This window comes from Streptomyces sp. NPDC059582 (assembly GCF_042735715.1).
Classification (GTDB): domain Bacteria; phylum Actinomycetota; class Actinomycetes; order Streptomycetales; family Streptomycetaceae; genus Streptomyces.
This window is the reverse complement of the sequence record NZ_JBHWCC010000028.1, coordinates 56200-81028: the sequence shown is the minus strand read 5'-3', so window position 1 is coordinate 81028 and position 24829 is coordinate 56200. Positions and strand designations below refer to the sequence as shown.

Annotated in this window: 23 protein-coding genes and 1 pseudogene; 7 read left to right on the top strand and 17 right to left on the bottom strand. The window is 72.0% G+C overall.

All coding sequences use genetic code 11. From position 1 onward, the window contains the following. Positions 1-30 precede the first annotated feature (30 nt). Both ACFV0T_RS23635 and ACFV0T_RS23630 read left to right on the top strand, forming a co-directional pair. A complete protein-coding gene (locus ACFV0T_RS23635; RefSeq protein ID WP_385782429.1) occupies positions 31-1029 on the top strand; it encodes an aldo/keto reductase in 999 nt (332 codons plus the stop codon). 206 nt (positions 1030-1235) lie between these two features. Then, positions 1236-2405 carry a PQQ-dependent sugar dehydrogenase gene (locus ACFV0T_RS23630; protein WP_385782426.1) on the top strand — a complete coding sequence of 390 codons (1170 nt, stop codon included), beginning with the start codon at positions 1236-1238 and terminating at the stop codon, positions 2403-2405. Between the two features lie 45 nt (positions 2406-2450). Here the strand turns inward: ACFV0T_RS23630 and ACFV0T_RS23625 are convergent, their stop codons facing one another. The 5 genes from ACFV0T_RS23625 to ACFV0T_RS23605 form a co-directional block, all read right to left on the bottom strand. Continuing rightward, the gene (locus ACFV0T_RS23625; protein WP_385782423.1) at positions 2451-2711 is read right to left on the bottom strand and encodes a DUF6191 domain-containing protein; all 261 of its coding nucleotides are present in this window, start codon (positions 2709-2711) and stop codon (positions 2451-2453) included. A 33-nt stretch (positions 2712-2744) separates the two neighbouring features. Continuing rightward, positions 2745-5780 carry an AAA family ATPase gene (locus tag ACFV0T_RS23620; protein ID WP_385782420.1) on the bottom strand — a complete coding sequence of 1012 codons (3036 nt, stop codon included), beginning with the start codon at positions 5778-5780 and terminating at the stop codon, positions 2745-2747. 307 nt (positions 5781-6087) lie between these two features. Beyond that, a complete protein-coding gene (locus ACFV0T_RS23615) occupies positions 6088-6273 on the bottom strand; it encodes a hypothetical protein (protein ID WP_385782418.1) in 186 nt (61 codons plus the stop codon). Between the two features lie 212 nt (positions 6274-6485). Further along, positions 6486-7046 (bottom strand): hypothetical protein, encoded by a 561-nt coding sequence (locus ACFV0T_RS23610; RefSeq protein ID WP_385782415.1) that lies wholly within the window; start codon positions 7044-7046, stop codon positions 6486-6488. A gap of 154 nt (positions 7047-7200) precedes the next feature. Beyond that, complete coding sequence (locus ACFV0T_RS23605) at positions 7201-7692, bottom strand: hypothetical protein (RefSeq protein ID WP_385782412.1); 492 nt, start codon at positions 7690-7692, stop codon at positions 7201-7203. A 186-nt stretch (positions 7693-7878) separates the two neighbouring features. Here ACFV0T_RS23605 and ACFV0T_RS23600 point away from each other — a divergent pair, with 186 nt between their 5' ends. Next, positions 7879-8742 carry an SAM-dependent methyltransferase gene (locus ACFV0T_RS23600; protein WP_385782409.1) on the top strand — a complete coding sequence of 288 codons (864 nt, stop codon included), beginning with the start codon at positions 7879-7881 and terminating at the stop codon, positions 8740-8742. 60 nt (positions 8743-8802) lie between these two features. Here the strand turns inward: ACFV0T_RS23600 and gatB are convergent, their stop codons facing one another. The 6 genes from gatB to ACFV0T_RS23570 all read right to left on the bottom strand — a co-directional run bounded on the left by gatB (position 8803) and on the right by ACFV0T_RS23570 (position 13533). Then, a complete protein-coding gene (gene gatB, locus ACFV0T_RS23595; RefSeq protein ID WP_385782406.1) occupies positions 8803-10317 on the bottom strand; it encodes an Asp-tRNA(Asn)/Glu-tRNA(Gln) amidotransferase subunit GatB in 1515 nt (504 codons plus the stop codon). 15 nt (positions 10318-10332) lie between these two features. Beyond that, on the bottom strand, positions 10333-10575 hold the full coding sequence (locus ACFV0T_RS23590; RefSeq protein ID WP_385782403.1) for a hypothetical protein: 243 nt from the start codon (positions 10573-10575) through the stop codon (positions 10333-10335). After that, a complete protein-coding gene (gene gatA, locus ACFV0T_RS23585; protein WP_385782400.1) occupies positions 10572-12065 on the bottom strand; it encodes an Asp-tRNA(Asn)/Glu-tRNA(Gln) amidotransferase subunit GatA in 1494 nt (497 codons plus the stop codon). Before gatA ends, ACFV0T_RS23590 begins: the two co-directional genes overlap by 4 nt. Positions 12066-12072: 7 nt before the next feature. Next, complete coding sequence (gene gatC / locus ACFV0T_RS23580; protein ID WP_385782397.1) at positions 12073-12369, bottom strand: Asp-tRNA(Asn)/Glu-tRNA(Gln) amidotransferase subunit GatC; 297 nt, start codon at positions 12367-12369, stop codon at positions 12073-12075. A gap of 105 nt (positions 12370-12474) precedes the next feature. Further along, positions 12475-12966 (bottom strand): cupin domain-containing protein, encoded by a 492-nt coding sequence (locus ACFV0T_RS23575; protein WP_385782394.1) that lies wholly within the window; start codon positions 12964-12966, stop codon positions 12475-12477. A gap of 195 nt (positions 12967-13161) precedes the next feature. Continuing rightward, positions 13162-13533: a DUF4267 domain-containing protein gene (locus ACFV0T_RS23570; RefSeq protein ID WP_385782391.1), complete on the bottom strand. Its 372-nt coding sequence runs from the start codon at positions 13531-13533 to the stop codon at positions 13162-13164. Positions 13534-13620: 87 nt separating this feature from the next. On the opposite strand from ACFV0T_RS23570, the gene ACFV0T_RS23565 reads away from it, so the two are divergent. Beyond that, complete coding sequence (locus ACFV0T_RS23565; protein ID WP_385782389.1) at positions 13621-14205, top strand: TetR/AcrR family transcriptional regulator; 585 nt, start codon at positions 13621-13623, stop codon at positions 14203-14205. A 71-nt stretch (positions 14206-14276) separates the two neighbouring features. Here the strand turns inward: ACFV0T_RS23565 and ACFV0T_RS23560 are convergent, their stop codons facing one another. From ACFV0T_RS23560 to ACFV0T_RS23540, 5 genes are all read right to left on the bottom strand, one after another. Beyond that, positions 14277-16559, bottom strand: a complete 2283-nt coding sequence (locus tag ACFV0T_RS23560) for a putative bifunctional diguanylate cyclase/phosphodiesterase (RefSeq protein WP_385782386.1) — start codon at positions 16557-16559, stop codon at positions 14277-14279. A gap of 258 nt (positions 16560-16817) precedes the next feature. Further along, positions 16818-19010, bottom strand: coding sequence for an NAD-dependent DNA ligase LigA (gene ligA / locus ACFV0T_RS23555; protein ID WP_385782383.1), 2193 nt, complete (start codon positions 19008-19010; stop codon positions 16818-16820). A gap of 15 nt (positions 19011-19025) precedes the next feature. After that, on the bottom strand, positions 19026-20033 hold the full coding sequence (locus tag ACFV0T_RS23550) for a methionine synthase (protein WP_385782380.1): 1008 nt from the start codon (positions 20031-20033) through the stop codon (positions 19026-19028). A gap of 148 nt (positions 20034-20181) precedes the next feature. Further along, a complete protein-coding gene (locus tag ACFV0T_RS23545; protein WP_385782377.1) occupies positions 20182-20880 on the bottom strand; it encodes an SDR family oxidoreductase in 699 nt (232 codons plus the stop codon). A gap of 18 nt (positions 20881-20898) precedes the next feature. Next, positions 20899-21438: a TIGR00730 family Rossman fold protein gene (locus ACFV0T_RS23540; protein ID WP_385782375.1), complete on the bottom strand. Its 540-nt coding sequence runs from the start codon at positions 21436-21438 to the stop codon at positions 20899-20901. 50 nt (positions 21439-21488) lie between these two features. Here ACFV0T_RS23540 and ACFV0T_RS23535 point away from each other — a divergent pair, with 50 nt between their 5' ends. Together ACFV0T_RS23535 and ACFV0T_RS23530 are read left to right on the top strand one after the other, a co-directional pair. After that, complete coding sequence (locus tag ACFV0T_RS23535) at positions 21489-21812, top strand: DUF427 domain-containing protein (protein ID WP_385782373.1); 324 nt, start codon at positions 21489-21491, stop codon at positions 21810-21812. Between the two features lie 38 nt (positions 21813-21850). Then, entirely contained in the window at positions 21851-22636 is a 786-nt protein-coding gene (locus tag ACFV0T_RS23530; protein WP_385782370.1) for an alpha/beta fold hydrolase, read from the top strand. A 114-nt stretch (positions 22637-22750) separates the two neighbouring features. Here ACFV0T_RS23530 and ACFV0T_RS23525 read toward each other — a convergent pair. Continuing rightward, a pseudogene (locus ACFV0T_RS23525) lies at positions 22751-23140 on the bottom strand (DUF4291 family protein); the annotation flags it as partial. 253 nt (positions 23141-23393) lie between these two features. Here ACFV0T_RS23525 and ACFV0T_RS23520 point away from each other — a divergent pair. Beyond that, entirely contained in the window at positions 23394-24707 is a 1314-nt protein-coding gene (locus ACFV0T_RS23520; protein ID WP_385782368.1) for a vanadium-dependent haloperoxidase, read from the top strand. Positions 24708-24829 lie beyond the last annotated feature (122 nt).

Below are 24829 nucleotides of genomic sequence, written 5' to 3'. Positions count from 1 at the left end.
TGGGGGGCAGGAGAGGGAGGTTCACGGCACGTGGAGCGCAGGACGATCGGTGCGGGGGCGCTCGCGATGGGGGCCGTCGGACTCGGGTGCATGCCGATGAGCTGGGCGTACAGCGGGTCTCGGCAGCGGGGCGACGAATCGCTCAGAGCGGTGCACCGGGCTCTGGACCTGGGCTCGACGCTCCTGGACACGGCCGACATGTACGGCCCGTTCACCAACGAGCTGCTGGTGGGACGGGCGTTGAAGGAACGGCGCGCGGACGCGTTGGTGTCCACGAAGGTCGGCCTGCTGGTGGGCGAGCAGCACGTCGTGGCCAACGGGCGCCCCGGGTATGTGAAGCGGGCCTGCGACGCCTCGCTGCGCCGCCTCCAGACGGACGTCATCGACCTCTATCAACTGCACCGCGCCGACCCCGAGGTTCCCGTCGAGGAGACCTGGGGCGCGATGGCGGAGCTGGTGCGGGCCGGGAAGGTGCGGGCGCTCGGGCTGTGCGCGGTGGGCGCGCGGGGCGGCCGCCGGTCCGGGGCACGGCTGCACGACGCGACGATCCGCCAGTTGCACCGGGTGCAGCAGGTCTTCCCGGTGAGCGCCGTGGAGGCCGAACTGTCCGTGTGGTCGCCGGAGGCGCTGGACGCGCTGCTGCCGTGGTGCGAGGCACGCGGCATCGGGTTCCTGGCGGCCATGCCCCTCGGCAACGGCTTCCTGACCGGCACGCTCACTCCCGGTGAGGGCTTCGAGCCGGACGACATGCGCGCCCGCCACCCCCGTTTCACCGCCGAGATGATGGCCGCGAACCAGCCGATCGTCGTCGGCCTGCGCCGGGTGGCCCGCCGGCACGGCGAGCACGTCACGGCGGCCCAGGTGGCCCTGGCCTGGGTCCTGGCCCAGGGCCGGCACGTCGTTCCGGTGCCGGGTGCCAAGCAGGAGCGCTGGGTGACGGAGAACGCGGCGGCGGCCGGACTGCGCCTGACGGCCGAGGACCTGTCGGAGGTGGCGGAACTGCCGGGGGCGCTGGGGTCCTGGGACTGAGGGCGTCTGAGGTCGGGGCTCGAACCGGGGTCGGCAGAGCCGGGGCCGGGGACTCGAACCGGGGTCGGCAGAGCCGGGGCCGGGGACTCGAACCGGGGTCGGCAGAGCCGTGGCCGGGGACTCGTTCCCGCATCGGTGGCCGTGATCGGGAACCCGTGAGGCGCGAGCGGTGTAAGACAAGTAGAACCCGCCGCGTCGAAGGGACCATGATCGTGCAACGTCGTGCTGTGACGGCCGTGTTGGCCGCGGGAGCGCTCCTGTTGACGGCCGGCTGCTCCTCCGGCGGCAAAGGAGGACCGGGCGAGGGCGCGAGCGCCTCCCCGAGCCGTACGAGCGCGCAGGCGTCCCCCTCGGATCCGGCCGCCGAGAAGACCCCGCCCGCGAAGGGCTCGGTGAAGGTGCTGCGCACGGTCACCGAGGATCTGAAGAGTCCCTGGGGCCTGGCCCCGCTCCCGGGCGGCGGCCTGCTCGTCTCCTCCCGGGACGAGGGGACGATCACCCTGGTCGACGAGGAGACCGGCAAGAAGACGGAGCTGGGCGCGGTGGCGGGGGTGTCTCCGGCCGGCGAGGGCGGCCTCCTGGGCATCGCGCTCTCACCGGACTACGCCTCGGACCACATGATCTACGCGTACTTCTCCTCGGCCTCGGACAACCGCATCGTCCGCATGCTCTACGACGACAAGAAGCCCGCGGGCGAACAGTTGGGCGCGCCCGACACGGTGTTCAAGGGCATCCCGAAGGGCGTGATCCACAACGGCGGCCGGATCGCCTTCGGCCCGGACGGGATGCTCTACGCCGGCACGGGCGAGAGCGGCGACCGGGGGCTGTCCCAGGACAAGAAGTCCCTGGGCGGCAAGATCCTGCGGCTGACCCCGGAGGGTGAACCGGCGCCGGGGAACCCGTTCCCCGACTCCCCCGTGTATTCGTACGGCCACCGGAACGTGCAGGGGCTGGCCTGGGACTCCGAACAGCGCCTGTTCGCCTCGGAGTTCGGCCAGGACACCTGGGACGAGCTGAACGCGATCAAGCCGGGCGACGACTACGGCTGGCCGGATGCCGAGGGCAAGGCGTCCGACCCGAAGTACCACAACCCGGTGACCCAGTGGCGTACGGACGACGCCTCCCCCAGCGGGGTCGCGTACGCCGAGGGCTCCCTCTGGATGGCGGGTCTGAAGGGCCGGCGCCTGTGGCGCATCCCGCTGAAGGGCACGGAGGCGTCGGCGCCCCCGCAAGCCTTCCTCAGCGGCGAGTACGGCCGCCTGCGCACGGTGGTGTCGGCGGGCGGCGACAAGCTGTGGCTGGTCACGAGCAACACGGACGGCCGTGGAGACCCGAAGCAGGGGGACGACCGGATCCTGGAACTGGAGGTGAGCTGAGCCCACCCCCCGTTCCCCGTTCCTCGCTCCTCGCTCCTCGCTTCCTCATCCCCCGCCGGGATCGGAGCCACGGGGGTCGGAGCCACCCGGGTCGGAGCCACCGAGGTCGGAGTCGTCCGAGTCGGCTCGGTCCGCCTCGGCCGGCCGCCGGGGCGGGTGGACGACGACCTTCCCGGACGCGAGATCTATCGGCCCGCGTCCGGGGTCGCTGTCCCCGGTGTCCTCACGGGTCAGCTCCAGCCGGTTCTGCTCGTCTCGGGTGTGCTTGCGGCCCGGCGCGAAGAGGTCCGCGAAGGCGTCGAACACTGGTCCTCCTGCCGGTCCCCTACAGCGTACGGCTCAGCTGCCGGGCCCGGTGGGGAGCGAGTCGGACGGGAACAGCCCCATCCGATGCGCCACCGCCGCCGCCTCCCCCCGTCCCGAGACCCCGAGCTTGCCCAGGATGTTGGAGACGTGGACGCTCGCGGTCTTCGGGGAGATGAAGAGTTCCTCGGCTATCTGGCGGTTGGTGCGGCCGGCGGAGACCAGTCGCAGGACGTCGCGTTCCCGGCCGGTCAGGCCCAGGGTCTCGGTGGGGTCGGTGGTCCGCGCGGGGGCCCGGGTCAGGGAGATGCGGGCGCGCTGGGCGAGGAGGGTGACGGCGTCGGCCAGCGGGCGGGCGCCGAGGTGCTCGGCGACGGCGTGGGCCAGGCGGAGCAGTTCGGTGGCGCGGGCGCGCTCGTCCTCGCCGCCGCCGGCGAGGAGCGCCTCGGCGAGGCGGTGCCGGATGCGGGCGAGGTCGTAGGGGCGCTCCAGTTGTTCGAAGGCGGTGACCACCTCCGTCCAGGTGTCGGCGGTGGCCCGGCCCTCGGCTCGGTGCAGTTCGGCGCGGACCCACTTCTCGTGGGCGAGCCAGACGGGTGCGTCCGTGGTGAGGTTCTTGACGGACCCCAGGATGCGCTCCAGGGTCCGCCGGCGACCCTGTTGCGCGGCGGGCAGCGCACGGGCGTCGGCCTCGGCGGTGGCGGCGGCCAGCAGCAGGGGCCAGGCAGACCGCTGGGTGCCGGGTGAGAAGCCGACGTCGAGGGTCTGGTCGAGTGCGGCGCGGGCGTCCAGGAGGCGGCCCTCGGCGGCGGTGACGCCGACGGTGACCCAGGCCAGCGGGATCGTCTGCTGGGGCACGGGATCGCAGGATCCGAAGTGCGCCTTCGCCGCCGCCAGTTGGCGTCCGGCCTCGGCCAGGTCGCCCCGGGACAGGGCGAGTTGGGCCAGGCAGAGGGCTCCTTCGCCCTGCGGTCGGGCGTCCTGTCCATACCGTATGGCGGTCTGTGCCGCGTCGGCGGCGGCGTCCCAGCGGCCGAGCGAGTACAGCGATCCCGCGAGGTTGCCCCGGACCCAGCCCTCGGAGTCCACGAGGCCGAACTTCCGGGTGTAGCGGGCCGCCTCTTCCAGGAGCGAGACGGCTTCCCGGGAGCGGCCGACGGCTTCGAGTTTCGCGGGCAGGTTCACGTAGGCGCGGCCGCCGACGTACGCGATGCCGAGGTCGAGCGCCCGCTGCCTGACCTCGTGCATCTGGGCGAGTCCTGCGTCGATGTGCCCGGCGTCGACCATCAGGCCGCCGAGGGTGAGGCGGGCGTTCAGTTCGATCTCGCCCGCGTCGACCATGTGGGCGTACTCCACGGCGCGCTCGGCGGCCGAGAGGGCCTCGGGGCCCGGCTCGTGCGTCATCAGCCAGGCGGCCACGCTGCCCAGCACCTCGGCGTGCACCTCCGACGGCGGCAGACCGCGCACGAGTTCCTGGGCGGTGGCCAGTTCCTCCCAGCCGTCACCGCGGGCCTGGGCCTGCACCAGCCGGGACCGCTGGACCCAGAACCAGGCGGTGCGCAGCGGGTCGTCGTCGCCGTCCAGCAGGTGCAGCGCGCGCTTGGTGATCTTCAGGGCGCGTTCGCGTTCGCCGCAGAAGCGGCCCGCGACGGCCGCCTCGGCCATCAGGTCGAGGAACCGCAGAGGGGTGGTGGCGGGGTCGCAGCCGTGAGCAGGGTAGGCCTGCGCGTAGTCGAGGGTGCGCAGCCCGGCCCGGACGGCCTCGGGGGCGGTGTCCCACAGTTCCATCGCGCGTTCCAGCAGCCGCAGCTGCTCGCTGTAGGCGTGCCGGCGGCGGGCCGTGGCGGAGGCGTCGAGGACGGCGGGCAGGGCCTTGGCCGGGTCGTGGGCGTGGTACCAGTAGCTGGCCAGGCGCATGACGCGCTCTTCGGCGGGGACCAGCGTCGGGTCGCTCTCCAGGGCCTCGGCGTAACGGCGGTTGAGGCGGGAGCGTTCGCCGGGGAGCAGGTCGTCGCTGACGGCCTCGCGGACCAGGGAGTGCCGGAAGCGGTAGCCGTCGCCGGCCTGGGTGGCGAGCAGGATGTTGGCGTTCACCGCGGCGCGCAGCGCTTCGATGAGGTCGTCCTCGGTGAGCCGGGCGACGGCGGCGAGCAGCCGGTATTCGAGGGTGGAGCCGCCTTCGGCGACGATCCGGGCGATGTACTGGGTGCTCTCGGGCAGGCTCTCGACCCGGACCAGGAGCAGGTCGCGCAGGGAGTCGGTGAGTCCGGTGGAGCAGCCCTCGCCCGCGGCGACGGCGAGTTCCTCGACGAAGAACGCGTTGCCGTCGGAGCGTTCGAAGATGTCGTCGACCTGGGCGGGGTCCGGTTCGGCGGCGAGTATGCCGGCGATCTGGCGGCCCACCTCGGCCCGGTTGAAGCGGGCGAGTTCGAGGCGGCGGACGGTGCGCAGCCGGTCGAGTTCGGCGAGCAGGGGCCGAAACGGATGGCGGCGGTGGATGTCGTCGGCGCGGTAGGTGGCGAGGACGACGAGGCGGCCGGTGCGCAGGGTGCGGAAGAGATAGGCGAGGAGGTGACGGGTCGAGGCGTCCGCCCAGTGCAGGTCCTCCAGGGCGACGACCACGGTGCGGTCGGCCGCGACCCGCTCCAGCAGCCGTGCGGTGAGTTCGAAGAGGCGGGCCATGCCCTCCTCGTCGTGCCGTCCGGAGCCGCTCTCGCCGAGCTCGGGCAGGAGCCTGGCCAGTTCCTCCTCCTGCCCGGCGGCCGCCGCGGCCAGTTCGTCGGGCAGTTCCCGGCGCAGGGCGCGCAGTGCGGTGGAGAACGCGGCGAAGGGCAGTCCGTCGGCGCCGATCTCGACGCAGCCGCCGAGCGCGAAGACCGCGCCCCGGCGGCAGGCGGCGGTGGCGAACTCCTCGACGAGCCGGGTCTTGCCGACTCCGGCCTCACCGCCGAGCAGCAACGCCTGCGGCTCGCCCGCGGCGGCACGGGCGAGCGCGTCCTTCAGAACGTCCAGTTCCTCTGCGCGGCCCACGAACACGGGGCTGACGGACCTGTTCTCCACGGGCCCGAGCATCGCACAACGGCCTGGCCGTGCCCCAGCCGTCATGGGGAGGGCGAGGAGGGGCCCGGCCGGCGTCGCCCCGTGATCCGGTGGCAGCGGACGGCCGACCCCCGTGCGGCCGTCCCCCTGCGATCCGACACCGCCGCCCGGGACGGCGGCCGCCGCGCCCCATCGACGACCGGGACGGACTCCCGCGGACGGTCTCCGGCCGGGGCGGCGTGCCGCGTCCCCTCGCCGACCGCGTCGGTGTGCCACGGACCCTCACCACCGGCCGGGACGGTCTGCCGCGTGCCGTCGTGCCCCGGCGGCTCCCCGCGGCTCACGCGGCGCGGGTGAGCCGGTGCCGGCGGGGGCGGTGGATATGCGACTCGCTCTCCGTGGCCCGCTCGGCGGCGGCACGGCGGGCGGCGCGACGGTCCCGGACGACCGCACGGGCCAGCCTCTCCCGCTCGGCGTGGCGGATCAGCTCGGCGGAACGGAGCCGCTGGAGCTCGTACTCGTACATGGTGTCCCCTGTGAGGTGAGAGTCGGAGTGGTGCTGTCGCTCGCTGCGATGACTCCACCCTCGTCTCCCAGGGGGGTCCGCCACATCGGGAGAGTTCCGCATCTTCCGCGGGCAGGGGGGCCTTAGACGCGGGTGAGGGGTCCCAGGGCGCCCGTAAGTGCGGTTACGGACGCCCTAAGACCCCTCGGGACCTGCGGGGATGTGGCCGGCGGTCAGCTCGCGGAGGGCAGTCCGAGCAGGACGTCCGTGTACTTCAGGACGGCCAGGAGCAGTCCTATGACGCCCAGCGCGACCCCGCCCCAGGCGACGGACTTGATCCACGGGGCCTGCGGCCTGCCGGGGGCGCCGAACGCGGGCCGCGCGAGCACCACGACGCCGACGACCAGGGCGGTCAGCGCGAACAGGCCGCCCCACAGGGCGGTGGTGTGCCAGGCGTCGCCGTAGATCTCCTTGATCTGGTTGGCGACGCTCGCGTTCGACGAGGTCTTGAGCTGGCCGATCAGGGTCTCGCGGGCGGCGGCCACGGTGGAGATCCAGCCACCGGTGAGCGAGACGAGACCGAGTCCGGCGGAGACCACGGCGGCGGCGCCCTGGCCGACCCCGGAGGGGCCCTCCTGCGCGTCGTCGTGTCCGTCCTCGACGAGGTCTTCGGCCTCGGTCTGCGTCACCTCGGCAGAGGCGTCGTCGGTCTTGGTGACGTCCAGCTTCTCCTCGTCGGTCGTGGCCTCGGCGCCCGTGGTGGCACCGGTCTCGTCAACAGTCTTCGTTCCCATGGACCGCACCGTACGGACGGAGTCTGAGAGCTTTCTTAATGAACCCTGTGAGCGGTACACGCGCGAGCCTCGCCCCACTCGGGGGCGTCCTCGCGGTCGCTCTCGGCCGCGTCGCCGCTCATGAGCGGCGCGTCGCGCCCTGGTCGCCGGAACGTCAGTCGAACTGGTCTCCGACCGCCATCACCATCACGCCGGCGATCAGCAGCCACAGCGCGCGCCGGGTGCGTCCCCGGAATCCCAGGACCGCGGCGAGCGCGCAGACGACGGCGCCGAGGGCGTAGGCCGCCGGGGCGAGCACCGGAGCGGAGCCGGTCCAGCGCAGCAGTGCCGCGGCCAGACCCGCCAGCGTCAGCAGGCCGCCGGTACCGGTCGCCGTCCAGCGGGCCCGGCGCACGTCCTCGTCCTGGCCTTCCAGGTCCTCGTCCTCGGAGTGGCCTTCCAGGTCCTCGGCCCGGTCCTCCGGCTCCTCGTCCTCGGACCTGTCTCCCGGGTCCTCGTCCCCGGGCCGGTCCCCCAGGTCGTCCAGGTCGCCGCCCTCGGGCCGGTCCCCCGGGTCCTCGTCCTCGGGCCGGTCCCCTGCGTCGTGCACCGTGGCTATGTCGGCATCCCTCTCGGCGTCCGTCTCGGAATCAGTACGACCACTCATGGCGGGCGAGCGTAGTCCCTCCGGCCCGGAAACCCGGCTGCGGGGAGTGCCGCCCGCTGCTAGCGTCCCGCCGTCCGCAGTCCCCGGCCCAGCGCCACCGATCCGAGCAGGTGCATTGTTTGACGGTCCGACCGAGCTCCTACGCCACCCGTTCCACCACCACGAACCCGAGGAGCCCGTTCACCGATGTCCGACCACACACCCGACCTCGCACCCGACCACAGACCCCACACCGCGACAGACACCGCGCCTTCCCCCACCTCGAAGTCCTCCGCCGACGGTCTCGCTGAGCGTCTGAGCCAGGCCCGCTACCCGCGCAGCAACCGCTACGACGTCCGCTGGGGCATCGAGAACCAGATGGGCCCGTACGCGCTGTGGCTGCTGGAGTGGCTGGCCCCGGCCCTCGGCCTGGACACCCTGCGCCCCGGCGCACGCGTCCTGGACCTGGGCTGCGGTCGCGCCATGACCTCCGTCTTCCTCGCGAAGGAGTACGGCGTCCAGGTCGTCGCGGCCGATCTGTGGGTGAAGCCCGACGACAACGCCGCGCGCATCGCCGAGGCGGGCGTCGCCGACCGCGTCCTGCCCGTGCTCGTCGAGGCGCACGACCTGCCGTTCGGCGACGGCACGTTCGACGCGATCGTCTCCGTCGACGCGTACCACTACTTCGGCACCGACGACCTGTACCTGCCCACGCTGACCCGGCTGCTGAAGCCGGGCGGGCGGATCGGGGTCGTCGTTCCCGCGCTGCGGGAGGAGCCGACGGGCACCGAGCCGCCGGAGCACCTGAAGCCGTTCTGGGAACCCGCCTTCTGGTCCTTCCACTCCGCCGCCTGGTGGCGGCGCCACTGGATCCGCAGCGGGGCCGTCGAGGTCGAGACCGTCGACCGGCAGCCAGACGGCTGGCAGGACTGGCTGCTGTGGAGCGAGGTGTGCGCCGAGGAGAGCCCGAGCGAGTTCATGGCCGGGATGGCCCGTGAGTCGGTCGCGTTGCTGCGCGCCGACGAAGGCCGCGCGCTCGGCTTCGTACGGGCGGTCGGTCGCCGCCGCTGAACACACCTGGGGGGACGCATCGGTGTCGACGCGTCCCCCCAGGGTTCACAGGAGCGGGACTCAGCCCTCGCTGACGCCCAGCTTCTCCAGGATCAGCTCCTTGACGCGGGCCGCGTCGGCCTGGCCGCGCGTGGCCTTCATGACCGCGCCGACCAGGGCGCCGGCGGCGGCCACCTTGCCGCCGCGGATCTTGTCCGCGACGCCCGGGTTGCCGGCGATGGCCTCCTCGACGGCCGTCGTGAGCGCGCCCTCGTCGGAGACGACCTTCAGACCGCGCCGGTCGACGACCTCGTCCGGGGTGCCCTCGCCCGCGAGGACGCCCTCGATGACCTGGCGGGCCAGCTTGTCGTTCAGGTCACCCTTCGCGACCAGCTCGGTGACCCGGGCGACCTGCTCCGGCGTGATGGCCAGCTCGTCGAGCGTCCGGGCCGACTCGTTGGCGCTGCGGGCGAGCTCGCCCATCCACCACTTGCGGGCGGAGCCCGCGTCGGCACCGGCGTCGATGGTGGCGACGATCAGGTCCAATGCACCGGCGTTGAGGATCGACTGCATGTCGGTCGCCGAGATCCCCCACTCCTCGCGCAGCCGGTTGCGGCGGACCAGCGGAAGCTCGGGCAGCGCGGCCCGGATCTCCTCGACCCACTCCCGGGACGGCGCCACCGGCACCAGGTCCGGCTCGGGGAAGTACCGGTAGTCCTCGGCCTCCTCCTTCACCCGGCCCGAGGTCGTCGACCCCGTGTCCTCGTGGAAGTGGCGGGTCTCCTGGATGATCGTGCCGCCGCTGTTCAGCACGGCCGCGTGCCGCTGGATCTCGAAGCGGGCCGCGCGCTCGACGGACCGCAGCGAGTTGACGTTCTTGGTCTCGCTGCGCGTGCCGAACTTCTCCCGGCCGTGCGGGCGCAGCGACAGGTTCACGTCGCAGCGCATCTGGCCCATCTCCATGCGGGCCTCGGAGACGCCGAGCGCCTTGATGACCTCGCGCAGCTCACGGACGTACGCCCGCGCGACCTCGGGGGCACGCTCGCCGGCCCCCTCGATCGGCTTGGTGACGATCTCGATGAGCGGGATGCCCGCGCGGTTGTAGTCGAGCAGGGAGTGCGAGGCGCCGTGGATACGGCCGGTGGCACCACCCACATGGGTGGACTTGCCGGTGTCCTCCTCCATATGGGCGCGCTCGATCTCCACCCGGAAGGTCTCGCCGTCCTCCATCTGGACGTCGAGGTAGCCGTTGAAGGCGATCGGCTCGTCGTACTGGGAGGTCTGGAAGTTCTTCGGCATGTCCGGATAGAAGTAGTTCTTCCGGGCGAAGCGGCACCACTCGGCGATCTCGCAGTTCAGCGCGAGACCGATCTTGATGGCCGACTCGATGCCGATCGCGTTGACGACCGGGAGCGCGCCGGGCATGCCGAGGCAGGTGGGGCAGGTCTGCGAGTTGGGCTCGGCGCCCAGCTCGGTGGCACACCCGCAGAACATCTTCGTCTTGGTGCCGAGTTCGACATGGACCTCGAGGCCCATGACGGGGTCGTAGGACGCCAGCGCGTCCTCGTACGACACCAGGTCGGTCGTGGTGGTCACGGTGAAACTTCCCTCTCAGCCCAGCAGGACGTCGTCGTCGCCCAGCCGCTTCAGCTCGCGGTAAAGGATGGCGAGGCCGGTGACGATCGCGACGGCGGACACCGTGGCGTCGACCAGGCGCAGTGTGTCGTGCTCGGCGCGGGCCTTCTTGATCTGCTTGGCGACACCCATCGCACCGAAGGCCGTGGTGGCCATGGACAGGTATGTGCCGGACTTGGACTTCTTGAAGCCCTTGGCCTTGGACAGTGCCTTGCTCACAGCGACGGAGCCTCCTCGATCAGCGGGTGACCCCACTTTTCCACGAAGGCGGCCTCGACGGCGGCGCCGACCTTGTAAAGGCGGTCGTCCTTCAGTGCCGGGGCGATGATCTGGAGCCCGACGGGGAGGTTGTCCTCGGGGGCGAGACCGCAGGGCAGCGACATGGCCGCGTTACCCGCCAGGTTGGTCGGAATGGTGCACAGGTCGGCGAGATACATCGCCATCGGGTCGTCGGCGCGCTCGCCGATCGCGAAGGCGGTGGTCGGGGTCGTCGGGGAGACGATCACGTCCACCTGTTCGAAGGCCTTCTCGAAGTCGCGCGTGATCAGCGTGCGGACCTTCTGGGCGGAGCCGTAGTACGCGTCGTAGTAACCCGAGCTCAGGGCGTACGTGCCGAGCATGATGCGGCGCTTCACCTCGGGACCGAAGCCCGCCTCACGGGTGAGGGAGGTGACCTCCTCAGCGGAGTGCGTGCCGTCGTCGCCGACCCGGCGGCCGTAGCGCAGGCCGTCGAAGCGGGCGAGGTTGGAGGAGCACTCGGACGGCGCGATCAGGTAGTACGCCGAAAGGGCCAGGTCGAAGGACGGGCAGTCCAGCTCGACGATCTCGGCGCCCAGTTCCTTGAGGAGGGCGACGGCCTCGTCGAAGCGCTGGATGACGCCGGCCTGGTAACCCTCGCCGCGGAACTGCTTGACGACGCCGACGCGCATGCCCTCGACGCTGCCGTTGCGGGCGGCCTCGACGACCGGCGGGACCGGGACGTCGATGGAGGTGGAGTCGAGCGGGTCGTGCCCCGCGATGACCTCGTGCAGCAGCGCCGCGTCCAGGACCGTACGGGCGCAGGGGCCGCCCTGGTCGAGGGAGGACGAGAAGGCGACCATGCCGTAGCGGGAGACCGCGCCGTACGTCGGCTTCACACCGACCGTGCCGGTGACGGCGGCCGGCTGGCGGATGGAGCCGCCGGTGTCGGTGCCGATGGCGAGCGGGGCCTGGAAGGAGGCCAGGGCGGCGCTGGAGCCGCCGCCGGAGCCGCCGGGGATCTTGGTCAGGTCCCACGGGTTGCCGGTCGGGCCGTAGGCGCTGTTCTCCGTCGACGACCCCATGGCGAACTCGTCCATGTTGGTCTTGCCGAGGATGACCACGTCGGCGGCCTTCAGCCGCTTGGTGAGGGTCGCGTCGTACGGCGGGATCCAGCCTTCGAGGATCTTCGAACCGACGGTCGTCGGGACGCCCTCGGTGGTGAAGATGTCCTTGAGGGCGAGCGGGACGCCGGCCAGCGGGCCGAGCTTCTCGCCGCGCTCGCGCTTGGCGTCGACGGCGCGGGCCTGCGCGAGGGCGCCCTCGCGGTCGACGTGGAGGAAGGCGTGCACCTTCTCGTCGACGGCCTCGATCCGGGCCAGGTGGGCCTCGGTGACCTCGACGGCCGTGAGCTCGCCGGAAGCGATTTTCGCGGCGGTCTCGGCGGCGGTGAGCTTGATGATGTCCGTCATGATGGTCTTAGTCCTCCCCCAGGATCTGCGGCACCTTGAAACGCTGCTGCTCCTGGGCCGGGGCGCCGGAGAGCGCCTGCTCGGGGGTGAGCGACGGACGGACCTCGTCCGCCCGCATGACGTTCGTCAGCGGGAGCGGGTGCGAGGTCGGCGGTACGTCTTGGTCGGCGACCTCACTGACGCGGGCCACCGCGCCGATGATGTCGTCCAGCTGGCCGGCGAAGTGGTCGAGCTCTTCGTCCTCCAGCTCCAGACGCGCCAGCCGAGCGAGGTGGGCGACCTCCTCGCGCGTGATGCCAGGCATGCAGCGTTCCTCTGGGGTGAGTGAGAGTGGTTTGGCCCCAATCCTAGGGGGCCGGGCGGTGTGCACGTGAAACGGTTTCCCCCGGACCGGCCCGGGAGGCCCTCGTCAGCGGCGCCCGGCCCACGCCTCGCTGTGCAGGAAGTGGTTGTCGTAGAGGTCCTGGACCTCCAGCAGACTTTCCGGGCCGGCCTCGCCCAGGCGGATGCGCTGGAGGTGGCGGAAGTACTCGAAGCGCTCGACGCCCGGAGTGATCACGACGAGGATGTCGGCGCCGGTGCCGGGGCCGGCGGCGAAGGCGTGCGGCCTGCCCGGCGGGACGATGACGAGGTCGCCGCGTTCCGCGGTGACGACGTCGTCGCCGGAGAGGATCTCGGCGGCCCCGTCCAGCAGGAAGAACATCTCGGCGGAGCGCTGGTGCAGATGCGGGTGGGCGCCGTCGGCGCCCTCCGCGAGGGTGACCCGTACGGTGGACAGCGCTCCGCCGGACGCGCTGCTGTCGGCCAGCAGCCTGACGGCGACGGGATCGTCACCGATCGTCTCGGCCTCCGCCGCACGGACGACCACGGACGAGTCGAACTTCGGGATGAGCAGCGACATTTCCGAACCTCCTTGTGACTGACACGGACGAGCTAGGAACCGACACGGACGCGGGCGGTCAGGCGACCGACACGGCCGAGCTCGGGACTGATAGGGACGAGCCGACGGTTGATCGATCCGGACGAGCCGACGGCTGACCGATCCGGACGTTTCCGGCGACCGGCACGGACGCGCCGGCGGCCGCAGCGGACTCCCTCAGACCGCGAAGAGCAGCCCGGCGCTGATCAGCACCACCATCGCCGTGGCGAAGTGGATCCCGAAGGCCACGGCCTTCGTGCCGCCGTTGCGCAGGACTGTCAGCGTGTCGCCGAGCGGCACGATCGCCACGGCGAGCATGAACCACGCCTCGGCGGTGGCACCGGCGAACGCGAGAAGAGCCAGCCCCAGCAGGCCGAACGTGCCGTCACGCAGGCCTTTGACCGTGAGGTAGGCGGCGGCGTCCCCGGCCGGCTCGGCGGGCACGCCGTAGCCGACGGCGGCGGGGCCGGGCTGGAACAGGAACCGGGCCCCGATGAACAGGACGAACAGGTCGAGCACGACAGCCAGGGTGTACGCGGTGATGGTCACGCCGGATCTCCTTGCTAGCAGCGCTAGGGACAAGAGCGAAGCTAGCAGATCATCGACAGGAACACTAGCAGTGCTAGAATTCCGGTCATGTCGATCCAGACGCGCCGGGAGCGCGAACGAGCGGAACGCGAGCGGCTGATCGTCACGGCCGCGCGGGAGCTGGCCGAGGCCGAGGGCTGGGACGCGGTCACCACGCGGCGGCTGGCCGCCGAGATCGAGTACAGCCAGCCCGTCCTCTACAGCCACTTCAAGGGCAAGGACGCCATCATGGCCGCGGTCGCGGTGCAGGGCTTCGCCGAGCTGGCCGACGAGCTGCGCTCGGTGCGTACGGCGGCCGGGGGCGACCGGCAGGCACTGGCGGCGGTGGGTGAGGCGTACACCGCCTTCGCGCGGCGGCGGCCCGCCCTGTACGACGCGATGTTCACGCACACGGTGGACCTGCCGTTCGCCACGGCACAGGCACCTGCGGCGCTCCGGGAGGCGTTCGGGGAACTGCACACCGCCGTGCTGCCGGTCGTCGCCGACGGCGACGACCCGGATCTGCTCACCGAGACGTACTGGGCGGGCCTGCACGGACTGGTGACCCTCATGCGCAGCGGACGCCTGCCCGCGGCGGGGCACGACCGCCGACTGGCCCTGCTGATCGGCCGCTTCACGGCGGGGGCGGACTGAGCACAGCGGCGACCGGGCCCGCTCCGGGCCACGGTCACCGCCGACGGCTCACCCCGGCGGAAGAGGGAAGGTCATTCCTCGGAGGCCGCCGCGGGCAGGGCCGCCGCCGGGCGCTGCCATCCGCGCGACCCGCGCGCCCGCAGCCACGCCGTCGTCTCCTCGGGAGGCATCGCGGCGGCGACCAGCCAGCCCTGTACGGCGTCGCAGCCGAGGTCGCGCAGGCGTTCCCAGGTCTCGTCGTCCTCGACACCCTCGGCGACCACCAGCAGGCCCAGGGAATGGGCGAGGTCGACCGTGCAGCGGACGATCTCCGCGTCCTCCGTGTCCACGGCCAGCCGGGCCACGAACGAGCGGTCGATCTTCAGTTCGCTGACCGGCAGCCGGCGCAGATGCACCAGCGAGGAGTAACCGGTGCCGAAGTCGTCCAGCGACATCTTCACCCCGTGCCCGGTCAGCGCGGCGAGGGTGTCGGCGGCGCGCTGCGGGTCCTCGAGCAGGACGTGTTCCGTTATCTCCAGCTGGAGTGCCCCGGCCGGGACACCGTGCCGGGCGAGCCGGGCGGCGACGGAGCCGGCGAAACCGGGTGTGTGGACGTCCCGCGGGGAGACGTTGACCGCGACCGGCACGTACAGCCCCTGGGCGCGCCACTGGGCGACCTGCGCCAGCGCCGTCTCCAGGACGTACTCCGTCAGATGAGGCATCAGCCCCGAGGACTCGGCGATCGCTATGAACTCGTCCGGCGGGACCTTTCCGCGCTCCGGATGCACCCAGCGGACCAGGGCTTCCAGGCCGGCCACCTGTCCGTCGAAGCGGACCTTGGGCTGGTAGTGCAGCTGTACCTCGTGGGCGTCCAGGGCCCGGCGCAGATCGCCGAGCAGCCCGAGCCGGTCCGGGGTGTTCGAGTCCCGCTTGGACTCGTAGACCTCCACGCCCGTACGGTCCCGCTTCGCCTGGTACATGGCGACGTCCGCGCGCCGCAGCAACCCCTCGGCGTCGAGGGCGTGGTCCGGGAAGACGGCGACGCCCGCGCTGGCCTCCAGGACGAGGGTGAGCCCGTCGAGGTCGAGCGGGGAGCTGAGGGCGGTCACCAGACCGCGGGCGACGCGGGTCGCGGACGTGGTCGAGTCGGCGACCGGCAGTAACACCGCGAACTCGTCGCCGCCGAGCCGCGCGGCCTCCGCCCCGCGCGGCAGGGCCACCCGCAGCCGGTCGGCGATCTGGAGGAGCAGCCGGTCGCCGGCGAGATGGCCGAGGGTGTCGTTGACCGAGCGGAAACGGTCCAGGTCGATCAGCATCAGGGCGGAGCGGGCACCGATGCGCTCGGCGTCGTCCAGGGCCGTCCAGATACGTTCCAGCAGCCACTGACGGTTGGGCAGGCCGGTCAGCGGGTCGCGCAGTTGCTCCTCGGCGCGGGCCCGGGCGATCCACAGGGTGGAGTCGAGGGCGACGAGCGGGATGGAGAACAGCGGCAGCAGGATCGGTTCGGCGACGGCGACCACGCAGACCAGGGGCGCGATGCCGAGCAGCGCGATCGCGACCAGGCCCTGTCTGACCAGGGCGGTGCGGGCGACGGTGGGCAGTCCGCCGCCACGGGGTGCGTGCAGGTACCACAGCAGGACGCGGGTCACCGCGAGGTAGGCGGCCGCGACCAGCACCACCTCGGGGGCCGTGTAGAAGGTCCAGGTGTCGGGGTTCCAGGGGCTCTCGACGGACGGCACGCGCCCGAAGGCGGCGAGCACCAGGGCCCCGGCGCCGATCCCGAGGATGTCCACCGCGCCGTGCAGGATGCCCTGCCGCCAGCGGTGGCGCCGGGCTATGCCGACCAGGACGACGACGGTGAGGCTGACCATTCCGGCGGGCACCCAGCCGTAGAGCAGCAGCACGGCGAGGGTGAGGGCGCCGCCGGAGCCGGTGCCGCCCCACCAGCGGGCGCGGCCCAGCATGACCAGGTGGCCGACGATGATGCCGGTCAGCACGGCCAGCGACCAGCCGACGGTGCCGGAGGGGAAGAGCGCGTGGCTGCCGGTGAAGGCGCGGTAGAAGCCGGCGCCCAGGACGAACCCGGCGGCGGTGACGACACCCGCGCGCAGCGCGGGCCAGGACAGGTGCCGTTCGGACTCGGTCCCGGGCAGGCCGGACGGGTGCTCGGCGCCTCGGCCGGTCCGGCCGAGGCTGTCGACGACGAGGTTCCGGGCGGGGCCGTGGCCGTCCACGGTGGTGCGCCGGCCGGTGGAGCGCCCCTGCGCGCCGTCGAGCGCCGCGGACCTCGTCCTGCGTCTGCTGTCCCGCCAGGCGCCGGTGACCCGGCACAGGCGCAGCCGTGAGTCCGCAGCGGCGCTCTCGGTCGGTTCCATTCCCGTCCCTCTCACAGCCGGCGGTGCCCACGCCACGCGACCCGATGCCCGACAACCATCAACGGCGCCGCGTCGAAAAGCCCTTCCGTGGCTCACCAGGAGCACGGGGATGCCCCGACCGCAGCTGGGCACGGCGGGCGCACATCTCAACAGTAGGCCGCAGAAGGCTTTCACGGGCAGCGGTCGTCGACGGTTGCCCGATTGAACCCCGGCCACCCGTATGCATCTGGTATGCGCCGATCGGGTGGCCTTCCACCGCTACTCCTCGACCGGCAGGGCGACTTCGGCCGCCGCCTCCGGCCCCTGTTCCAGCAGCACGGTGAAGCCGTCCTCGTTCAGGACGGGCACCTTGAGCTGCATCGCCTTGTCGTACTTCGAGCCCGGGTTGTCACCCACGACGACGAACGCCGTCTTCTTCGACACCGAACCCGTCACCTTCGCCCCGCGGCTCTGGAGCGCGTCCTTGGCGTCGTCACGCGTGAAGTGCTCGAGCGTGCCGGTGACGACGACGGTGAGTCCTTCGAGCGGGCGCGGGCCCTCGTCCTCGCCGGAACCCTCGTCCTCCGTCCGGACGCCGGCGGCCTTCCACTTGCGCAGCATCTCCTGGTGCCACGCCTCGGCGAACCACTCCTTGAGGGAGGCGGCGATGATCGACCCGACACCGTCGGTGTTCGCCAGCTCCTCCTCGGTGGCCTGCTCGATCCGGTCGATGGAGCGGAACTCGCGCGCCAGCGCCTCGGCCGCCACCGGGCCCACATGACGGATCGACAGGCCGGTGAGAACGCGGGCGAGCGGGCGCTCCTTGGCGGCCGCGATGTTCTCCAGCATCGCCAGCGCGTTCTTCCTTGGCTCGCCCTGCTGGTTGGCGAAGACGGTGGCGACCTTCTCCTCGCCCGTCTTCGGGTCGCGCTTGGGCAGACCGCTGTCCTGGTCGAGCACGTACGCCTTGATGGGCAGCAGCTGCTCGATGGTCAGGTCGAACAGGTCGCCCTCGTCCCTCAGCGGCGGGTCGGCGGGCTCCAGCGGCTTGGTCAGCGCCGCCGCGGCGACATAGCCGAAGTGCTCGATGTCCAGTGCCTTGCGGCCCGCGAGATAGAACAGCCGCTCACGCAGCTGGGCGGGGCAGCCGCGGGCGTTCGGGCAGCGCAGGTCGACGTCGCCCTCCTTCATCGGCCTGAGCGGCGTCCCGCACTCGGGGCACTCGGCCGGCATCACGAACTCGCGCTCGCTGCCGTCGCGCAGGTCGACGACCGGGCCGAGGATCTCCGGGATGACGTCACCGGCCTTGCGCAGCACGACCGTGTCCCCGATCAGGACGCCCTTGGCCTTGACCACGTCCTGGTTGTGCAGGGTCGCGAACTCGACCTCGGAGCCGGCCACCGTGACCGGCTCGACCTGGGCGTACGGCGTCACCCGGCCCGTGCGGCCCACTCCCACACGGATGTTGACGAGCTTGGTGTTGACCTCCTCCGGGGCGTACTTCCAGGCGATGGCCCAGCGGGGAGCCCGGGCCGTGGAACCGAGGCGGCCCTGGAGGCGGATCTCGTCGAGCTTGACGACCACCCCGTCGATCTCGTGCTCCACGGAGTGCCGGTTCTCGCCGTAGTACGCGATGAACTCCCGTACGCCGTCGAGGTCGTCGACCACCCTGTTGTGCGGGGAGGTGGGCAGGCCCCAGGTCTTGAGGAGGTCGTAGGCCTGGGAGAGGCGCGTGAGGCCCTCGTAGCCCTCCAGGGCGCCGATGCCGTGGACCACCATGTGCAGCGGGCGGCTCGCGGTGACGCGGGGGTCCTTCTGGCGCAGCGAACCCGCCGCCGCGTTGCGGGGGTTGGCGAAGGGCTTGTCGCCGGCCTCCACCAGACGGGCGTTGAGCTCCGCGAACTTCTCCATCGGGAAATAGACCTCGCCGCGGATCTCCACGAGGTCCGGGACGCGGTCGCCGGTCAGCCGGTCCGGGATCTCCGCGATCGTACGGACGTTGGGCGTGATGTCCTCGCCGGTGCGTCCGTCGCCGCGGGTCGCCGCGCGGGTGAGGCGGCCGTGCTCGTAGGTGAGGTTCACGGCGAGGCCGTCGACCTTCAGCTCGCACAGGAAGTGGTGCTCGGAGGTGCCCACGTCCTTGGCGACGCGCTCCGCCCAGGCGGCCAGTTCCTCGTCGCTGAAGGCGTTGTCGAGGGAGAGCATGCGCGAGCGGTGCTCGACCGACGTGAACTCCGTGGCGTACGCCCCCGCGACCTTCTGGGTCGGCGAGTCGGGCGTGCGCAGTTCGGGGTACTCCTCCTCCAGCGCTTCCAGGGAGCGCAGGAGGGTGTCGAAGTCCGCGTCGCTGACGACGGGGGCGTCCTTCACGTAGTACCGGAAGCGGTGCTCCTCGATCTGCTCAGCGAGCTGCGCGTGCTTCTCCCGTGCCTCGGCGGGCACCGTCGTCTCCGCTTGCTTGTCGCCGGCCACCGTGTCGTCCTCCCGTTACTCTGGGTTGTCCGCGAGGGATCTCGCCGCCAGGACGCAGTGGGCGAGCGCCCTGCGCGCGTACTCGGGGGACGCCCCCGCGAGTCCGCACGTCGGGGTGAGCGTGACCGCCTCCGCGAGAAGCCCCGGTTGCAGTCCCAGCCTGCGCCACAGCGTTCTGACACCCATGACGCTACCGGCAGGGTCCGACAATGGGCCGTCCGTGCCGGGGACGACACCGGCGAAGAGCCGCGTCCCGCCCTCCACCGCCTCGCCGATCGTGTCGTCGTCACGCTCGGTGAGGAGCGCGAAGTCGAAGGACACCGCCGCCGCGCCCGCCCGGCGCAGCAGGGCGAACGGGACGTCGGGGGCGCAGGAGTGCACCACGGCCGGACCCTGGTCGTGCACACCGATGACATCGCGCAGCGTGGCCTCCACGACCTGCCGGTCGACGGCGCGGTGGGTGCGGTAGCCGCTCGCGGACTTCACCTGGCCGCGCAGGACGGCGGTGAGGGAGGGCTCGTCGAGCTGGACGACGAGCCGGGCGCCTGGGATGCGGCGCTGTACCTCGGCGAGATGGAGGCGCAGGCCCTCGGCGAGGGAGGCGGCGAGATCGCGGCAGGCACCGGGATCGGAGAGGACGGCCTCGCCGTTGCGCAGCTCCAGCGCGGCGGCCAGCGTCCAGGGACCCACCGCCTGCACCTTCAACGGCCCCTCGTACTGCTGGGTGAACTCCTCCAGCGCGTCCAGGTCCTGGCCCAACCACGACCTGGCCCGCTTGGTGTCCCGCCCCGGCCGGTCGCCGAGCCGCCACCCGCTGGGCTCCACGCGCGCGTACAGCTCGACGAGCATCCCGGCGGTCCGGCCGATCATGTCCGCGCCGGGACCGCGGGCCGGCAGCTCGGGCAGGTACGGGAAGTCCTCGAGGGACCCCGTGACGGTCTTGGCGGTCTCCCGGGCGTCGCCGCCGGGCATGGAGCCGACACCGGTCGCGGGACCGAAGCTGAACTGCTTGTCTTCACTCACCCCGGAAGCGTACGGCTCCGCGGGCGGGCCGGATCCGGGGTGTCCGGTGCCCGGGGGCTGCCGCCCCCCGGACCCGCGCTTCGGCCCGAACGGCCCCGCCGTCAGACGCCGGACGGGCCGATGAGCCCTGCCCGCGGCCGCGCCCGGCTCACTGCCCCGGTCGCACCGTCAGGTCGTTGACCTCCGCGTCCCGCGGCAGATCGACGGCCATCAGGATCGCCGTCGCGACCGACTCGGGGTCGATCCACCGCGCGGGGTCGTACTCCTTGCCCTCCTGCTGGTGGACCTTGGCCTGCATCGGGCTGGCCGTGCGGCCGGGGTAGACGGACGTGACACGGACGCCGGATGCGTGCTCCTCGTGGCGGAGGGAGTCGGCGAGTGCCTTCAGGCCGTGCTTCGAGGCGGCGTACGCCGACCAGTCGGCGTGGGCGTTCAGGCCGGCGCCGGAGTTCACGAACACGACGTGGCCGCGGGCGGCGCGCAGCTGGGGCAGGAAGTGGCGGGTCAGCTCGGCGGGGGCGATCAGGTTGACGTTGAGCTGGTGGTGCCAGGACCGGGGGGTCAGGTCGCCGACCGGGCCGAGGTCGACCACCCCGGCGATGTGCAGCAGGCAGTCCACCCGCTCGGGGAGGGTCTGGTGGGAGAACGCCCAGCTCAGCTTGTCCGGGTCCGCCAGGTCACCGACCAGCGTCCGCACCCCGGGGAACTCGGCCGCCAGTTCCTTCGCGCGGCCCGCGTCGCGCGCGTGCAGCACGAGTTCGTCCCCGCGTGCGTGCAGGCGGCGGGCGACGGCCGCGCCGATGCCGGAGCCGGCCCCGGTGATCACATGAGTAGCCATGACGGCCATGCTCGCATCACCCGGTGCTCACTCGACGCCCTGGCTCTCCTCCAGGTAGGCCAGTGCCCCGACCGGCTCCTGTGCGAAGAACACCAGGTCGGTGAGCGCGCGGGGCAGGAAGCCCTCGTCCTCCATCCGGCGGAACTGCTCCTTGAGGCCGTCGTAGAAGCCCTCGGTGTTGAGCAGCACGACCGGCTTGTCGGTGTGCCCGTGCTTCTTCAGTTCGAGGATCTCCGTGGCCTCGTCGAGGGTGCCGGTGCCGCCCACCATGACGACGACGGCGTCGGCCTTCTCCAGGAGCAGCCGCTTGCGTTCGGCGAGGTCGCGCGCGATCACCATCTCGTCGGCGCCCGCGCGGGCCTTGGCGGCCAGGAAGTCCACGGAGACCCCGCAGAGCCGGCCGCCGGTCTCCTGCACGCCGTCGGCGACCACCTTCATCAGGCCCGTGTCCGACCCGCCCCACACGAGGGTGTGACCGCCCTTGCCCAGCAGTTCCGCGAACTCGCGCGCGGGTCGGGTGTAGCGGTCGTCGAGGTCGGCGGCGGAGAGGAAGACACAGATACGCATGCCGTCACCGTACGCGGGAAGAACCGGCGGCCCCCAGGCGCTCTCCCTACATGGCTGAAGGACACACGATCACCATCGAGCAGGGCACCCGGCGCGTCCGGGTCGTGCACGGCGACCGGACTCTGGCGGAGAGCGACCGCCCCCTCGTACTGCGCGAGACGGGAAGCCCCGTGCGGTACTACATCCCCGCCGAGGACGTACGGCTCGACCTGCTGACGCCCTCCGACACGCATACGTACTGCCCGTTCAAGGGCACGGCCTCGTACTGGTCGCTGCCCGACGCGGCGGACCTCGTCTGGTCCTATCCCGATCCCAAGCCGGACGTCGCCGCGATCAAGGACCACCTCTGTTTCTACGAAGTGGAGGTGTCGTGACCCGATGAGTCCGGTGCCGGACGGCAGTCTTCACCGGTATGGACAAGCAGACCATCTCGCGTGACGGCACCCCCATCGCCTACGAGCACACCGGACGGGGCCCGACGGTCGTCCTGGTGAGCGGGGCGATGTCCACGGGCGGCACGGTGGCACCGCTGGCCGCACGGCTCGCGGACCGCTTCGGCGTCATCGTCTACGACCGCCGGGGCCGCGGCGAGAGCGGCGACACGGCGCCGTACTCGGTGGCTCGTGAGGTGGAGGACCTCGCCGCGCTGATCGAGGCGGCGGGCGGGGACGCGGCGCTGTACGGCGTCTCGTCGGGCGGCGCGCTGGTGCTGGCGGCGGCCGCCGCCGGGCTGCCGGTACGTCAGGTCGCCGTCTACGAGACGCCGTTCGCCGACCAGGGCGGCGGCACCGCGGAACGCGCCGAGTACACCGAGAGCCTGGGCCGGGCACTGGCCGAGGGGCGGCGCGGGGACGCGGTTGAGCTGTTCCTGCGCCTCACCGGCATGGCAGAGGAGATGATCCAGGGCGCCCGTCGGTCCCCCATGTGGCCCGGCATGGAGGCCATCGCCCCGAGCCTCGCCCACGACGACGCCGTCATGGGCGACGGTCTCGTCCCCCGGGACCGGCTGGCCTCGGTCACCGTCCCCGTCCTGGCGGTCGCGGGCGGCGCGAGCCCCGCGTGGCTGCGCGCGGCGACCAGGGCGGTCGCGGAGTCGGTGCCGCGGGGCACGTACCGCGTCCTGGAGGGCCAGACCCACATGGTGGACCCGGACGCGCTCGCACCGGTGCTGGCGGAGTTCTTCGTGGCCCGGGCCTAAGAAATCATCTCAATTGGTGGCCCTGGTCACTGGTGCAAGTGGTCCAACCCTCCTTCGGGCACTGGTTAGGAATGCTCTGCAGGTAGGAGGCGTCGTGCTGCAGTCAGGTCCCCGTCCCGTATGTGGTCGTTCGATGGCGAGGACGGTTTCCTGACCGTCCTTGGAGCCCCATCCGCAGCGGTACATCATCCAGAGGAAGGAGGGCTTGATCCACGTCAAGCCGCGTTGACAGCCCTTTTGCGCCGAGAGTCTTTCGGCGGCAGCAGCCACGTCGCTTCCACCAGCGACGTTTCGGTTCGAGTGGCTGAGGAGTCGGACCGGCCGGCTTGGGGGCTGATGCGGTGTCCGGGGTGAGGGTGCGCGGGGCGGTGCGGATGCGGTCGAAGGTTGCGATCGGGTGTTGGCCGTCGTCGGACACGAACCGAGAACGTGGCGAGGATTCGACGGACGGTCACAGAGCAGGTCAACAGGCTGCGATGGGGAGCTCTCGGGGAACAAGGGCATAGCGGTTCGCCGGGGCCCGGGGCGGATGCAGGGGCTGTCCAGCGGTGATCTCCGCACAGCGGGCGGTGAGGCGTTCGAGGGCGCCTTGAACCTGCCCGGTTCGCGGCGGGTTGTCTTGCTCACCCAGTAGGCCGTTGCTATGCCTTGGGCACTCGACTCTAGGGAGCACGCTGTGTATCAAGAGCCCCCTCTTCCCGCTCCTCCGCGTTCACGTGCCCGGGGATTCATCTGTGCCGTCGCGGCGATCGCCCTCGTGACGCTCACCGCCGCGACAAGTCCCCCCGACGCGCCCACCCGGACCGCGGCGGACCCGGCAGCCGTGGTCCGCGAGTGGAACGCCATCGCCATCGACACGATCAAGACCAGCCTCGGCCCACGCCCCTCCGGGCAGGCAGCGATCTGGGAGGGATTCGTCTCCGTCGCCGTGTACAACGCCGTGGTGGGGATCGAAGGCGGCTACGCCCTCTACAAATGGCACAAGCGCGGTCCGGCCAAGGCATCCTCCGCGGCGGCCGCCGCCACCGCGGCCCACGACATGCTGCTCACCTACTTCCCCGCCTTCAAGGAGCGGCTCGACACCGCCTACGCGGACTCGCTCGCCGCTCTTCCGGCCGGTCATACCAGAGACCAGGGCGTGGACTACGGAAAGCGCGCCGCCGCCCGCATCATCGAACTCCGGGAAGGGGACGGAAGGTTCGCGGACGTTCCGTTCACCGCTTCCCCGGCACCGGGGGTCTGGCGGCCCACCCCGCCCGCGTTCCAGCCCTTCATCGACACCTGGCTCGCCAGGCTCCGCCCCCTCCTGCTCGCCTCCCCGCAGCAGTTCCGGCCCGGCGGACCACCCGCCCTCTCCTCGGCCGCTTACGCCGAGGATGTCCAGGAGCTGAAGACCATGGGCGTGAAGACCGGCTCGGGCAGGAGCGCGCAGCAGACCGAGACCGCCCTCTTCTTCAGCGGCAACCTGGTCGAACAGGTCCAGATCGCCGTACGGGACCACGCCGCGCGGCACCGGCTCGGCATCGCCGAGACGGCCCGGCTGTTCGCCGCGGTGAACGCGTCGGCGACCGACGCCGTCGTCACGGCATGGGACGCCAAGTTCCACTACGGCACCTGGCGGCCGATCACCGCCATCCGCCTCGCCGACACCGACGGCAACCCCGCGACGACGGCGGACCCGGCCTGGGAGCCGCTGCTCCTCACCCCACCACACCCGGACTACATCGCCGGCCATACGACCGTCGCCGCCGCCGTGGCACGCGCCCTGACCGGCGTCCTCCGCACCTCGCACATCGACCTCCACGTCCCCTCCGAGGTCACTGGCACCACGCGGTTCTACGGGTCCGCCGACGACCTCAACCGGGACGTCGTCGACGCGCGTGTGTGGGGCGGCGTCCACTCCCGCACGGCGGACGTAGTCGGCTGCCGGGCCGGCACCCGCGTGGCCGCCTGGGCGCTGGACCACTACTTCCAGCCGGTCGCCAAGGACGGCACCCAGCCGTCCCTGTCGACCCGAGCGGCTCGGCAGGACAGCCTCGCCGAGCCGGGGTGCGGCGACGACACCGACTGAACCACAGAGCCGCAGAGGACCCGGCGTCGAGCCGGGTCCGCTGCGGATCCTGTCTCGAGCACTGGATCAGCGTGAAGACTTTTCCCGTGCAGGGGCCAGCCACTTCCGGCAGAGGGAAAAGG